Source organism: Streptomyces cyaneofuscatus (genome assembly GCF_000718135.1).
Classification (GTDB): Bacteria; Actinomycetota; Actinomycetes; order Streptomycetales; family Streptomycetaceae; genus Streptomyces; species Streptomyces cyaneofuscatus.
Genome location: NZ_JOEM01000004.1, coordinates 394949 through 408229, shown reverse-complemented (window position 1 = coordinate 408229; position 13281 = coordinate 394949). Strand labels below are relative to the sequence as shown.

The following is a 13281-nucleotide window of genomic DNA, read 5'->3' as shown; positions in this document are numbered from 1 at the left end:
TTCGGTCCTGGTCACGGCAGATGACGGCCAGCCAGAAGGCGGAGAGCCACGTGCCGGCGTCAGCAGTGGACATCGGTCCGGTCGCCGGGATGGTCCGCAACTTTCGGTTGATCCGGCATTCGACCGAGCCGTCCTGCACACCTGTCACCGCGAACAGTGCCGAACCGAGCTGGAGGGCATTGACTGTGGACTCCCACGTCTCGATCGCCGAGGCTCGCGGGTCTGCCACGCACCTGGCACTCAAGGACAGACGGGCGGAGCTGAAGGCCGAGTCGATGAGCACCGCAGTCGTCTCAAGGTCATCGATTTCCTCGATCAGGTCTTCGTCAAGACCGTCCGCGAGGCGTTCGGTATCGGGGCCTGCCGACAGATCATGGCGGGCGATAGTCGTGGTCACGGAAGAGTCCCCTTGCTGATGTCGAACCGCCGGTACTGGTAGCCAGTATACGTTCCAGCATTCTTTTCGCCCTTGACGACGACGTAGTCCAGTTTTCCGGCCTTGAGGGCTTTTTGCAGATCGCGAACGGTATCGCGTTCACCGCGCTTCTTCATCTCTGCGATGATGTCCAGGAAGTACTCTCTGCTGCCTTGGGAGACCTGCCTACCGTTGGGGAGCTTTCGCCTGCCCAGCTCTGTATCGACGCTGCTTTTCGCTTCGATGACGACAACTCGGCCATCATCGTGTTTCCAGACTTGGTCGAACTGATCATTGCCGCTCTTCGGGCCGAGGAGCGACTGCTTCTCGAAGTCTGGGTATCGTTCTGCGATGAAGTGATGCTCTGCCGCCTTCTCGCCGAATTCTTCGGCGGCTTTCCCCATGTGGGTGTGAGATTCCTTGTAGGTTCCCCGAGCTTCAGCCCATTGCGCAGCCGATTGGGGCGTGCCCAACGCTTCGTGAGCGAGCCCTGTCTCACCCTTCCATTTTGCTACGAGATTGTCCCACTGAATAGCGAAATAGCGCTTCTGTGCAGCTGTGTCAAGAATCTTGAGCCTGGCTTGGCTCTTTACGGTATCCGCCCCCACCGAAATGTAGTTCGAGTCGAGGAAGTGAGGTTTGGGAGGTGCGGGCGCGTCCTTGGCGCGGCCCCAGGGAGCGTCCTTCGATAGTTGAGCGAGCTGTGGGGGAGTGAATCCGCTCTCGTCATGGACCTCGACTCGCTTGCGAGTCCCGTCACTTCGGTAGTAACGCTCGAAGTAGCCCGGCTCCTCGTTCGCCCTGTACACCTGGATGTCCTCGATCTGCTCCAGGGTCAGGGAACCGGGCCTCCCGTACGGGTTGGGGCCGTCAAGCATGAAGGTGGGGCGCGGTACGGGCTGGTGTGCCGCGCCCGGCGGCGTAGAAGTGCCGTCGCTGCCACGGGCCGCATCGTCGACCCCGCCGAGGTCGGCACTGTCAGGGTTCCGGGGGCCGGGAACACCGCCAGTGTTGGAGCCGCCGCTCGGTATCCCGTTGTCTGCGGCTGATCCGCCGGGTAGGTCGCGGCTTCCTGTGCCCGTGGGGCCGCCTCCGTCGAGATGGTTCGCCGGAAGGTGGTCGCCCGGGCCGCCGCGCGGGGTGCCGTTGTCCAGGCTGTTGGTCGGCAAGTTGTCCGGGGCCGAGCCGCCCGGAAGGTTGTTCGCGGTGCCGCCCGGTGTCCTGTCGGGGGCCGTCACGTTGTCGCCCGTACGGGCTGCGTCGTCGCCGAGCCGTCCCGTGTCGCTGAAGTCCGAGCCCAGGCGGATGCTGTCGCCGCCGCCGGTGCGGGCGCCCGCACCGACCAGGGCCGATTCCTCGGCGGGGGTGCGGGGCAGCGGGGTGTCCGCGTCGGTCCTGACGGGGGCGCCGTCGGCCGGGTTGCCGTCGGGGGCGGCGGAGTGGTGTTGCTTGAGGGTGCCGTCCTCCTTGAGGATGTTGCCCTCGCGGTCGAGGTGGACGATGTTGCCGTCCTTGTCGGTGCCTCGGACGGTGCCTTCGGGAAGGGCGGTGGTGCCCTCCGGGAGTTTGAGGGCGCCCTCCGGGATCGGCAGGGAGCCCGCGGGCGGGGTCATGCCCTCGGGGAGGCGGACCACGCCGTCGCCGAGGTCGACCGCTCCGGCGGGGATGTCCATGCCGTCGGGAAGCTTGACCGCGCCCTTCGGGACTTCGAACGCGCCGTCCGGGACCGCCGCGCCCTCAGGCAGGTGCAGAGTGCCGTCGGCCAGCTTGAACCCGCCGTCCGGGAGCGTGATCGAGCCTGGCGGAAGGGTGGGGATCTCGATGTTGCCCATCCCCTTGAGGCCGGCCATCACATCGCTGATCTTCGTCAGGCCCGCGCCCGCGCCCTTGAAGAGGTACGTCATCGGGTCGATGGCCCGGCCTGCCTTGCCGGCGAAGGAGAGCGCCTTCGCCGCGAGGGCCGCCTTGCCGCCGCCCGCGACTGCGCCGCCGGTGCCGCCGGTGAAGACGGTGGTCACCACGTTGAAGGTGACCGCGCCCGCCGCGCGTGACGGGTTCTCGCTCCACTGGTCCCAGGCCAGCAGTGCCTTGCCGGTCTCCTTCATCGCGGTGCGCGAGTCCCGCAGCCACGAGGGGAGCTTGTCCTCGGGCGTCAGCCAGAACGCGGCTGCCAGCGGCGTGGTGGAGATGATGACGCCCGTGGTCAGCTTGGCCAGGCCCGTCCAGGCTTGCTTCATGGACTCCCAGCCGTCGGTGCCGACCAGGGTGCCCAGGCCCTTGATCGTGCCCCAGACACCGTCGACGACGACGCCCTTGCCGAAGTCCCAGAGGTGCTCGTGGATGTGGTACCAGGGCGTCGACTCCTTCACCGGGTCGCCCCAGGGCAGGCCCTTGGCGTGCTTCAGGGCCTCGGCGTCGTAGCCGTACATGCCCTTGCCGCCGGAGCCGTCGTCCACCTTGAGCTGCGTGCCGCCCGGCACCAAGGAGATGATCTTGTTGTAGCAGTTGCGTTCGACCGCCTGGAACGCCGCCCAGGCCTCGGCGATCTCGCCGTGCCGGCGGTTGTTCTCCTCGACCAGGTCGCCGTCCTCGCGCCACTTGTCGTCGGCGTTGGCCTTGTCCAGGAACGTGGAGGCCTCCTCCCGCAGCCGCTTCAGCTTCGCCACCAGCGGCTGCGCGTCGTCCGCGTAGGTGGCCAGGGCGCCGGTGATGACCGCGACGTCCGACTTCAGACCCTGCGCGGTGGTCGTGACCGGCTGCGTTGTCGCGAACAACTGGTCAGCCTCGGGGGCCTGGTAGAAGGCCCGCAGACCGCCGAAGCTGCTGTGGACGTCACCGGCAGCCGTCGCTATCTTCTCCCCGTCCTTGGCCAGGGCGGTCACCTTCTGGTCGAGCACGGCCAGATCACCGGTGAAGACCGGTATGCCGTACGGGTCAACCGGGTCGTTCTCGCTCACTTGCGGCCCCCCAGCTCCTTGAGCAGGTCCAGGCGGACCGACTTGGCGGCGTCCTGCGCCTGCTTGGCCGTGTCGAGGTCGCCCTCCACATACTCGTTCGTCGCTGTGGCAGCGCCCAGCACCGCGGCCTGGATCCGCTCCGCCATCGACTTCAGCTTCGGCTTGCGGGCAGTCACGTATTCACCCAGCGCCGCCGCCACCGGTCCCGTCGCGGACGGGGCGACGATGCTCCCTGCCACCGGGCCCGGTTGCCGGCCCGGCGCCACCGGACCCACCGGCTGCCCGGCTTCCGTGCCGCCCGGGATCGCCGTTCCCGCCGCCTGCGCAGCCTCCGCCACATCGGTCAGCCAGGCGCCCAGCGCCTTCTCCAGATCACCGGCATGCGTGCCGACGACCTTCAACTGACCTTGCACACCCTGCGGTTTGATATCCCACGCCGTCACCGACGCCCCACCCCCGTACCACCCGGAACAGTCCTCGAACAACCCATCACCGGCTCACGCCGGCCGCCGCGTCAGCCGATGCCGTCGACCGCGGCCTTCGCGCGCGCCAGCGTTTGCGAAGCGGTCCCGTCGTTCTTCTCCAGCGTCGTACGCAGCAGCTGGATGATGTTCTTGACCTCCTGCGAGGTCGCGTTCCACCGCAGTTCCTTGCCGTGGTACTCATCCGCCACGCCGTCGGCCGCGAAGTCGTTCATCGCCGCCTTCACCTGCGTGTCCCGCGCTGTGATCACCTGCTCCAGCTGCGCGATCACCAGCTGGATGTTGCCCTGGACCTCTGACGAGGCACCTGTGTCGTACGAACGCCGGTCCGTGCTGCCCATCAACCATCACTCCCCGTGGTGAAAAAACCGAAAACCTTGTGGTCCGGCAGGCTCAGCGGCCGCCGAAACGTGCCGCGTCGAAGTTCGCGGACGCCATCTGCGTCTTCGCGTTCTCGCCCTGCTCCTGGTCACCCGTACCGAACGCCGCGTCCATCCCGGACTGGCCGCCCAGGATCCCGGACAGCGAGGCGTTGAGTGCGGCGGTGATCTCGTCGGAGCGGTTCTTGAAGTCGTCGAAGGCGACCTTCCCCGCTCCGTTGAACTTGCCCTCCAGCGGCTCGGCCGCCGCGATGAGCTGGCGGATCAGCGTCCCCAGGTCCGTACTCGCACCCTGCGAATGCGAGATCAGCGTTGAAAGGACCGAGGCCCCCATGTCGAACTTCATCGTCTTCCCCCAGCACCTCGAACGAACGCATGAGTGTTCGGATTCATGTCTATCAATCCTTGCGTCACGACTGCAATCTGCAATCAGCCAGAGTGGCGTTGTGACCAATCCATGACATCGAACACCTCGTCCTACGCACCCTTGAGGTGGCGCATCAGCTGTTCGAAGTCCTGCCAGCCCGACAGGTCCGAAGGGTCCCCCGGCAGCGGGTAGTACAGCGCGGGCCGGGTCCGCGGGCCCAGCGTCACCGGTTGTTCGGCCAGCGGTGTGCGGCGGGCCCGGTCCCCCGGCATCGCGCGGACCTCCTCCGCGCCCAGCACGAAGGCCAGCGGGACCCCGGGGCCCTCGAAGCGCGGCGGCACGGCCACATCGCGCCGTGCTTTGCGAAGTTGTACGAGCATCGACTGCAGGTGGTGGCGGGTGGCGAGCGCCTCGGCCGCGGCGGGCAGGGCGTCGAGGGGCGGCTCCTCGGAGCTGTCGTAGCCGAACGCGAGCGTGACGTGCTCCTCCACCCCCGCCTCCGTACGCGTGATCCGTACGGTGGCGAGGGCCGGCCGGTCCCGGTTGCCGACCACGACGAACCAGGTCGGTTCCGGCGCCCGCTCGTGCGCCACGTCGGTCAGCCGCCGGGGCGACCACGGAAGGGTTGCCGGTTCCGATGTGCCCCAGCCGGCCGGCGGTGCGCCCGTCAGCTCCCGCCACACCGTCTCCAGCCCGCCCCCCAGCACCAGCCGGTCGTCCGCCGGGTGCACCATCCGGAAGGTCAGGGCGAGTTGGCGTTCGCCGGTGTCCCGGACCTCCTGGAAGGTGGCCGCCACCGGGGTGCGCGGGTCGTCCTCCGTCGCGTCGGGGGAGGCGACCGGGGCGAACATGCCGTCCTGCCAGCGCAGTACGGCACCCGTCAGCCCGTCGTAGTAGCCGTCCCGCTCGTCCTGCACGATCCAGCGGGACGGCCAGCCGCCCAGGGCGTCCCGTACGGCGGGGGAGAGCGTGGTACCCGCCGGGCTGACGATCTGGAGCCCGAGGCCCGCCTCGGCCGCCGCCCGGAAGGCGTCGGAGAGCCACGCCGTCATCGCCACCACCGGGCGGTCCTGGATGACGACCGCGACCCGCTCGGTGAGGACGTCGATCGCGGGCCGCGCGGCGGCCGGTTCCGGCGCGACGCTCACGCCGTCGGTCTTCACCACGGCGAGTGAGCCGGCCGCGTCCGGGGGCCAGGCGGAGCCGCCCAGCAGCGAGGCGAGCCGGGTCGCGAAGGTGCCCGCGAGCTGTTCCGCCTCCGCGACACCCGTGGTGGCGCGGGCCTCCGTCCACCAGTACGGGACCGGGGGCGCCGTGGCCCCGAGCAGCCGCTCGGCCTCGCCCTCGACGGAGACCAGCAGCGGCGCCTCCACGGAGACGAGCGGCCGGCCCTCGGGGTCGCAGAGCTGGATCACCGCGCCCTCCCCGCGCGTACCCACCAGCTTGTCCGGGCCGCCGGAGAGCAGGCCCGCCAGTACGGCCCACGGGTCGGGCATCTTGGAGGTGAGGGCGATGACGTCCTTGGTCATGGGGTGGTCGTCCGGTCCTTCGTGGTTCGTGATTCGTGGTTCGGCGGTGGGCGGTCATGGAACGGCGGCGGTGTACGTCATCTCGGCGCGTACACCGTCTGGATCAGGCGGTTCGGCTGGCCCCTGCGGATGAACACGCCACGACCTGGGGCCTGTTGGGAGGCGTACACGCCCGGGAACAGCTGCCCCTCGCTGCGGTCGCCCGCCATCAGCAGTGCCGAGGCCCCGGCTTCCCGCAAGCCCTGCACCAGCGGCTCGTACATGCCCCGCGACGCGCCGGCGACCCGGCGCGTCAGGACGAAGTGGAGGCCGATGTCGACCGCCGACGGGATGTACGGGAGGAACGCGGCCAGCGGGGACTGTCCGGCGGTCGTGAGGACGTCGTAGTCGTCGACGAGCACGACGATCCGCGGGCCGTTGCCCCAGTTGCCGGGCTCCAGGTCCTCCAGGCGGGCGTTCTCGTCGGGCAGCCGCTTCTCCAGTTCGGTGGCGATGCCCATCGAAAGACCCATGCACAGCTTGGGGTTGTAGGCGTAGCCCCCGTTGAACTCCTCCGGGACAGCGCCGCGCAGCGAGCGCCGCGGATCCATCACGGCGAACACCAACTCGTCCTCGCCGTAACGGTCGATGAGGCCGTGCGCCACCGTCCGCAGCAGGTTCGTCTTGCCGCACTCACTGTCCCCCAGCACCAGCAGGTGCTGGTCGTGCTGGAACAGGTCGAGTAGCACGGGCGCGAGCGCCGACTGGTCGAGCCCGATCGGTACGCGGGTGGGCTCGGCCGCCGGGCCCGGCAGTGAGTGCGGCTCCAGGATGTGCGGCAACACCCGTACAGGCTGTGCCACTTCGCCGCTCCAGGTGGCCCGCACCGAGCGGGCCGTACGCTCCAGGACCGCACCGAGATCCGCCGTGTCGGCGACCCCGTCGGTGCGGGGGAGGGCCACCTGCGCGAAGAGTTTGCCGTCGGTGAGGACGCGGCCGGGCTCGTCGGGTGACAGGGTCTCGGCGAGCTTGCGGTCGATGCTGGACTCGCTGGGGTCGTTGAGCCGGAGCTCGACGCGGGTGCCGAAGTTCGACTGGGTGGCGATCCGTACGTCGTTCCAGCGCAGCATGGCCGCGACGACGTGGATGCCGTAGCCGCCGCCGCGCTTGAGGATGTCGGCGATCGCGTCGTCCAGCTCGTCGAAGTCGTCGCGGAGCGCGCCGAATCCGTCGATGACGAGCAGGATCTCGGCCGAGGCGAGCTCGGGCAGCCGGCCGGCCGCGTGCAGGGTGCGCAGTTGCTCGACCGAGTCGATGCCGTGCTCGCGGAAGAGGTCCTCGCGCAGCGCGAGCATGGTGCGGACCTCTTCGACGGTGCGGGCGGCCCGCTCCCGGTCCGCGCGGCCCGCGACGCCGCCGACGTGCGGCAGCCCCGACAGTGCCTGGAGGCCGCCGCCGACGAGGTCGAGACCGTAGACGCCGACCTCGCGCGGCGTGTGGGTCAGGGCGAGGGAGAGGACCAGGGAACGCAGGAGCGTCGTCTTGCCGGACTGCGGTCCGCCGATCACGGCCGCGTGGCCGCCCGCCACCGTGAGGTCCAGGAACCACTGGCCCTGCCACTGCTTGGCCGGGTCGTCGAGCAGCCCGACCGGGACGCGCAGGGGCCTGCCCGATGGTCCGGCCCCGGCGAGCCGCATGCCGCGCGGGCCGATGTCCAGCGGTCCCGCGACGGTGTCCAGGGCGGTGGCGGTCGGCAGCGGGGGCAGCCAGATGCTCCGTACGGGCGGGGCGATGCCGGTCAACTGGTCGACCATCACGCCGAGTTCCGTCGGGCCCGTCTCGCGGCGGCGCGGGGCCGGTTCCGCGGTCTGCGGCACCTCGTCCGGTCCGGCCAGGGTGTTGAACGCCTCGTACGGGAGCGCGAGCGGGCCGGTCTCCTCCTCGTCGGCGCGGCGGACGGGGCCGCGGTAACCCCCTGATACGTAACCGGCCTTGAAGCGGGCGTAGTGGCTCGTGTCGACCTTCAGATAGCCGAAGCCGGGCAGCGGGGGCAGGTGGAACGCGTCCGTGGTGTCCAGGACCGTACGGGACTCGTCGGCGGAGAAGGTCCGCAGCCCGAGCCGGTACGAGAGGTAGGTGTCCAGGCCCTTCAGCTTGCCGCCCTCGATGCGCTGGCTGGAGAGGAGGAGGTGGACGCCGATGGACCGGCCGATGCGGCCGATGGAGAGGAACAGGTCGATGAAGTCCGGCTTGGCGGTCAGCAGTTCACCGAACTCGTCGATCACCACGAACAGGTGCGGCAACGGGTCGAGGTCCGGCCGCTTCTCGGCGCGCAGGGCCGCGTAGTCCCCGACGTCGGCGACGTTCCCCGCGTCCTTGAGCGCCTGCTGGCGTCGCTTGACCTCACCGGCCAGGGAGGAGTGGACGCGTTCGACGAGCCCCGCCTGGTTCTCCAGGTTGGTGATGACCCCCGCCACGTGCGGCAGCTCCGCGAACGGCGCGAACGTCGCCCCGCCCTTGTAGTCGACCAGCACCAGCGCCAGGTCCTCCGGCGGATGCGTGGCCACCAGAGCGAGAACCAGGGTGCGCAGCAGCTCCGACTTCCCGGAACCGGTCGCGCCGACGCAGAGACCGTGCGGGCCCATCCCCAGCTCCGAGGACTCCTTGAGGTCCAGGAGCACCGGCTCGTGGGAGTCGCTGATGCCGATCGGGACGCGCAGGAAGGCACGTTCACCGCGGGGTGCCCACAGCCGGTCCAGGTCGAGGCGGGCCACGTCGTCGATGCCGAGCATGGCCGCGAACTCGACCGGCCCGGAGAGCGGGGCGTCGGCCAGGGACTCGGCGGACAGGCGCAGCGGCGCGAGCATCCGGGCCAGCCCCTCGGCGAACGGGATCCCCGCCTCGTCCACCGTGCCGTGCGCCTCCAGCGGCTCCGGGGCTCTGAGGTCCTCGATGGCCACGTCGGTGCCGTCGACGGTGATCCGTACGCTCACCTGACCCGGCTCCTGCACCCGCTGCTCCAGCAGGTGCAGCACGGTGACGCCCATCTCGCTCAGGCCGACGGCGTCGTCCGGGCGCGGCAGGTCGACGGCGTCCTCACCGTGCCCGTCGGTGACGACGAGCAGCCGGGAGTTCATGGACAGCGCGTCCCGCCCGGCCAGACCGCGCCGGACCTCCGCCGCGTACGAGGCACGGCGGCGCAGCTCCGGGCCGAGCTGCCGGGCGAGCTGAGGGGCGGAGGGGGCGATGCGGCGGGCGGCGACCGGGCCGTCGAACTGCTCGGTGTCGAGCAGATGCGGCAGCCACTTGGCCCACTCCCAGTCGGCCATCCGGTCACCGGGCGCGGCCAGGGCGATGGCCACGTCGTCGGGGGCGTGCAGCGCGGCGGTCTGGACGAGCAGCGCGCGGGCCACCCGCAGGCAGTCCTCGCGGGGCCCGATCACGCTGACGTTGCCGATCCGGTCCAGCGGGACGGTGAGCGGCAGTTCGGTGCCGTTGCGGAACCGCTTCACCAGCGCCGAGGCCTCGTTGAGCATGAACAGGTCCGGCGGCGTGAGCACCGACGACCCCGGCTCGGCTATCTGCAGATCCCGTACGGGCATCTCGCCCGTGCCGACCCGCACCCGCAGGAAGTCGTCGTCGACCCGGCGCCGCTCCCAGAGACGTGCCGGGTCGCGCACGATGTCGTACAGGGCGTACGGCGGCGGGTTCAGCACGTCCGCCCGCTCGCGTCGCTCGCGCTCCTCGGCCGACAACTCCTCGCGCAGATCCTCCACATAGGCGAGATAGGCCTCGCGCTGCGTACGCCGGGTGCGCTGGGCCTTGCCGCGCTGGGAGAAGAGCAGCGCGACGGAACCGGTGACGGTGACCACGAGGATGATCGCGCCCAGCGCGGCGAACTGGCTGTTGCGGACGACGGTCATCATCACGACGGACGACATGACCCCGGCGACCGGCAGCAGCGACATCGCGATGTTGCCCGCCTTTCCCTCGGGGAGGTTCGGCGGGGCCTCGATGGTGCGGGGCGCGGGCGTGGCCGGCGGACGGGTGGTCCGGGCGGGGCGGTGGATCAGTCGGGTGCTCATCGGCTTCGTCCGGCGTTCGCGGTCGGCTCGTGGTGCAGGGACTCGGACTCCATCGGGGTCACCGGCGCTTCTGGGAGAGCTGGAAGACCTCGGCGGCGAGCCGGGTGGCGGCCAGGCGCGCCGGTCGTCCGAGCAGTTCGGTACGCAGGACACCACCTGCGGCCAAGTGCCGGTCGTACGGCAGGACATGGACGCCCGCGCCGGTGGACCGGAGCTTCTCGGCGGCCGCCTCGACGTCGATCCCGGGGCGGGCGACCGTGCTGGAGAGCACGACGACGGTGCCGTCGATCATGTGGCGGGGGAGCCCCTGCATCCACTGCAGCACGGCGTACGTGCTCGTGACGCCGTCCAGGGTCGCCGGGGCGGCCAGCACCCGGGCCTGGGACGCGGAGAGCGCCACCCGGGCGACCTCGGCGGGCAGCGTCTCGCAGTCCACGACGGTCACCCCGAAGTAGCGGCGCAGCGCCACCATGACCCGTTCGTACGCCGACGTGTCCAGCATCGCCCCGATCTGCCCCTGGCTCCCCGGCAGCAGCCAGGCGTTCTCGGGGAGCTGGACCAGGTAGCCGGTGACGTCGAGCAGCGACATCTGCGGCTCCACGATGTCCGCCAGGTCGGCCGTGGTCCAGCGCAGCGTCTCGGCGCCCAGCCGCAGCGGGAGGGAGCCGAGCGCCGGGTCGGCCTCGACCAGGAGGACCGGGTCCTGGCGGTAGTGCGCGTACGCCGTGCCGAGCAGGGCCGCCACCGTCGTCTTGCCCGCGCCGCCCCGGATGGAGGTGACGGCGATCTGCCGCCCGGTCGTGACCGGTTGCTGGAGCGCCTCGGCGGTACGGGTGAGCTCGGCGACCTCGCGCGCCGCCGAGGAGGAAACGATCCGGCGCACCGCCCGGGTGACCCGTACGGCGACCGGTTCACCCCGCTGCGGGCGGCGGGCCGTGCCGCTCAGCACGCTGTCCACCACGGCTCGGGAATCGGGGGCGGAGGGTCGGCGGGGGCGAGGCGGCGCGGGTGTCTGCTGGGGCGTGGGTGTCTGCCGGGGAGCGGGCGCCTGCTGGGGGGCGGGCGCCTGCTGGGGGGCGGGCGCAGGCGCGGACGTGGGGGTCGGTGCGGGGGCGGGCGGCTGCGTCGGCGCGGGTATGCGTTCCGTCCCGGAGGCATGCGCCGCGCTGGGTGGAGCGGGCGGTACGGAAGCCGGCGGCCCGCCGGTGCCCGCCGCAGGCGGCCCGGAGGCGCCCCTCAGATCGCGCAGCACATCGCCCTGCCAGTTGTCCCCGTTCGGCATGTCTGCCCTTCTCCTTCGCCGCGATGCCCCGACCGGAGCCCGCGCGCACCCATGGTCAGAACTTGTTGAGCAACTGGCCGTACATGCCGAACACACCGATCGCGAGCGGGAACAGCCCCACCATCCCGATGGACTCGACCAGATCGGCGGTGCGCCGCAGCCGCACCCGTACATGCTCGGGAGGCTCCACCGACAGGGCCAGCAGAGGCAGCAGCGCCGCCACTCCGAGCAGGATCACGGGACCCGAGCCCCCGGACGCCTGCTCCATCCACAGCATGACGAGCCGCACGACGAGGACCGCAGCAGCCGCGAACAGGGCCACCACCTCGGCCACCAGCGGGAACGCGCGGGCCCTCGACAGCAGGACCACCGCGACCACCGAGGGCAGCAGCACCGTCCACACGGTCGGCCGCGCGGACAGGGTGAGCAGCCAGCCCGCCGCGGTCGCCGAGACCGCGGTGACCACCGTCGCGAGGGCGAGACCGCGATGGGTGGCGGCCAGTGCGTTGGACACGTCGTGGCGGCTGACCGACACCCCACCCGACCGCCGGTCGTCGAGCGCGGTGAGCCCCGACGCCATCAGCGCGAGCCGGGGCAGCATACCCAGCAGCACCACGGAGAACACCGCCATCACGGCGCCCAGCCGGGCCGGGTCCGACTCCACCGCGGCGACGGCCTCCCACACCGCGGTGACGGCGGTCGTGGCCCCGGCCCCGATGAGGCCGCCACGGCCCAGCGGGGAGAAGAACCCGAGCAGCAACAGGGCCAGGATCACCGCTGCAGCCACCGCCGCCAGCCGGGCCGGGCCCGACCAGTCGTAGGCGTCGGCGGCGGTCCACGCCGTGAGAACGCCGAGGCCACCCGAGACGAACAGCAGCGCGGTCGCCAGCCCGCGGTTGCCCGCGCCGATCCGGGCGCAGAGCGCGCCCCCCACGAGGAGGACGGCGGTGACAGCCGCCAGCGCCCCGGCCAGGGTGTCCAGCGGGAATTCGCGCCGCGCCAGCAGCGCGGCGACCACCGAGAACGCCACGGTCGACGCCCCCGCGGCGACCCTGCGCGCGGCCGGACGCCAGCGCCAGGCCTGCAGATCGAGGGTGTCGGCCACCTGGTCGGTGACGTCGTGCACCACCGGGGCGGGCGGAGCGGCGTGGATCCTGACGAGCCGGAGTACGGCACCGTCGCTGACGCCGGCCGAGGCCAGGGTGCTGTCGTGCGGAAGGGCCGAGCCGTCGGAGGTGAGCAACTGCCTGGTCAGTGGCCGCGAGGCTGCCCGGTCGTCCAACAACTGCAGGATGTCCGGCAGGAGTTGGCCGATGGGAGTGTCGGACGGCAGCACGATGTCGGCCCGGCGCCGCTCGCCGACCAGGGTCACCCGGCTCAGTTCCGAGCGGGACGTCATTGCTGTGCTCACCACTTACGGAAACCTATCATCGTGATTTTCCGAGCTTTCGGGCCAATTGACCAATAAGGAACTGTGCGCTCTTTCCCATCTTCTCCTCGATAGGGAATGCGGAGCGGTGCTCACCCTTAATGCGGCGGCTGCTCGTACTGCTGAGCCTGCCGCTGCTGTTGCTTCTGCTGCTCGGCCTTCTGCTTGTCCAGGGTGTGCTGGAGGAAGGACCACCCCACGCACCCCGCACACAGCACGGCCGTGATCGCGATCCCCGCGAAAACCTTGCCGAGCCGCTCGTCCGCCGTCCGCCGCGCCCGCTCCACACCGAACAGCAGGGCGTCCCGCATCCGGCGCCGGCGTACCCCCACGGACTCCAGCAGCTGGCTGTCGTAATCCCTTGCCATGCGATCCC

General features: G+C 70.8%; 10 protein-coding genes. All 10 read right to left on the bottom strand.

Annotation, left to right across the window (positions count from 1 at the left end):
- Positions 1-397 (bottom strand): Imm49 family immunity protein (locus tag IF17_RS0109035; protein WP_030563961.1); only part of this gene is annotated, 397 nt, incomplete at its 3' end.
- Entirely contained in the window at positions 394-3372 is a 2979-nt protein-coding gene (locus IF17_RS0109030) for a hypothetical protein (RefSeq protein WP_030563959.1), read from the bottom strand. The genes IF17_RS0109035 and IF17_RS0109030, both read right to left, overlap by 4 nt.
- Positions 3369-3815 (bottom strand): DUF6507 family protein, encoded by a 447-nt coding sequence (locus IF17_RS0109025; RefSeq protein ID WP_030563957.1) that lies wholly within the window; start codon positions 3813-3815, stop codon positions 3369-3371. The genes IF17_RS0109030 and IF17_RS0109025 overlap by 4 nt, the downstream gene beginning before the upstream one ends.
- 71 nt (positions 3816-3886) lie before the next feature.
- On the bottom strand, positions 3887-4195 hold the full coding sequence (locus IF17_RS0109020) for a pore-forming ESAT-6 family protein (RefSeq protein WP_018511280.1): 309 nt from the start codon (positions 4193-4195) through the stop codon (positions 3887-3889).
- 52 nt (positions 4196-4247) lie between these two features.
- On the bottom strand, positions 4248-4580 hold the full coding sequence (locus IF17_RS0109015; RefSeq protein WP_030563955.1) for a hypothetical protein: 333 nt from the start codon (positions 4578-4580) through the stop codon (positions 4248-4250).
- Between the two features lie 131 nt (positions 4581-4711).
- Positions 4712-6130, bottom strand: coding sequence for a DUF6177 family protein (locus IF17_RS0109010; protein ID WP_030563952.1), 1419 nt, complete (start codon positions 6128-6130; stop codon positions 4712-4714).
- A 77-nt stretch (positions 6131-6207) separates the two neighbouring features.
- A complete protein-coding gene (locus tag IF17_RS0109005) occupies positions 6208-10194 on the bottom strand; it encodes a type VII secretion protein EccC (protein ID WP_030563950.1) in 3987 nt (1328 codons plus the stop codon).
- A gap of 58 nt (positions 10195-10252) precedes the next feature.
- Complete coding sequence (locus tag IF17_RS0109000; RefSeq protein ID WP_078615836.1) at positions 10253-11476, bottom strand: MinD/ParA family ATP-binding protein; 1224 nt, start codon at positions 11474-11476, stop codon at positions 10253-10255.
- Between the two features lie 55 nt (positions 11477-11531).
- Positions 11532-12875: a type VII secretion integral membrane protein EccD gene (eccD, locus tag IF17_RS0108995; protein ID WP_030563946.1), complete on the bottom strand. Its 1344-nt coding sequence runs from the start codon at positions 12873-12875 to the stop codon at positions 11532-11534.
- Positions 12876-13003: 128 nt separating this feature from the next.
- Positions 13004-13273 carry a hypothetical protein gene (locus IF17_RS0108990; protein WP_018511286.1) on the bottom strand — a complete coding sequence of 90 codons (270 nt, stop codon included), beginning with the start codon at positions 13271-13273 and terminating at the stop codon, positions 13004-13006.
- Positions 13274-13281: the final 8 nt, after the last annotated feature.

Bases quoted from the DNA above. Each gene is read 5' to 3' on its own strand.
- IF17_RS0109020 (WP_018511280.1), bottom strand. From the start codon at position 4,195: ATGGGCAGCACGGACCGGCGTTCGTACGACACAGGTGCCTCGTCAGAG.
- IF17_RS0109015 (WP_030563955.1), bottom strand. From the start codon at position 4,580: ATGAAGTTCGACATGGGGGCCTCGGTCCTTTCAACGCTGATCTCGCAT.
- IF17_RS0109010 (WP_030563952.1), bottom strand. From the start codon at position 6,130: ATGACCAAGGACGTCATCGCCCTCACCTCCAAGATGCCCGACCCGTGG.
- IF17_RS0109005 (WP_030563950.1), bottom strand. From the start codon at position 10,194: ATGAGCACCCGACTGATCCACCGCCCCGCCCGGACCACCCGTCCGCCG.
- IF17_RS0109000 (WP_078615836.1), bottom strand. From the start codon at position 11,476: ATGCCGAACGGGGACAACTGGCAGGGCGATGTGCTGCGCGATCTGAGG.
- eccD (WP_030563946.1), bottom strand. From the start codon at position 12,875: ATGACGTCCCGCTCGGAACTGAGCCGGGTGACCCTGGTCGGCGAGCGG.
- IF17_RS0108990 (WP_018511286.1), bottom strand. From the start codon at position 13,273: ATGGCAAGGGATTACGACAGCCAGCTGCTGGAGTCCGTGGGGGTACGC.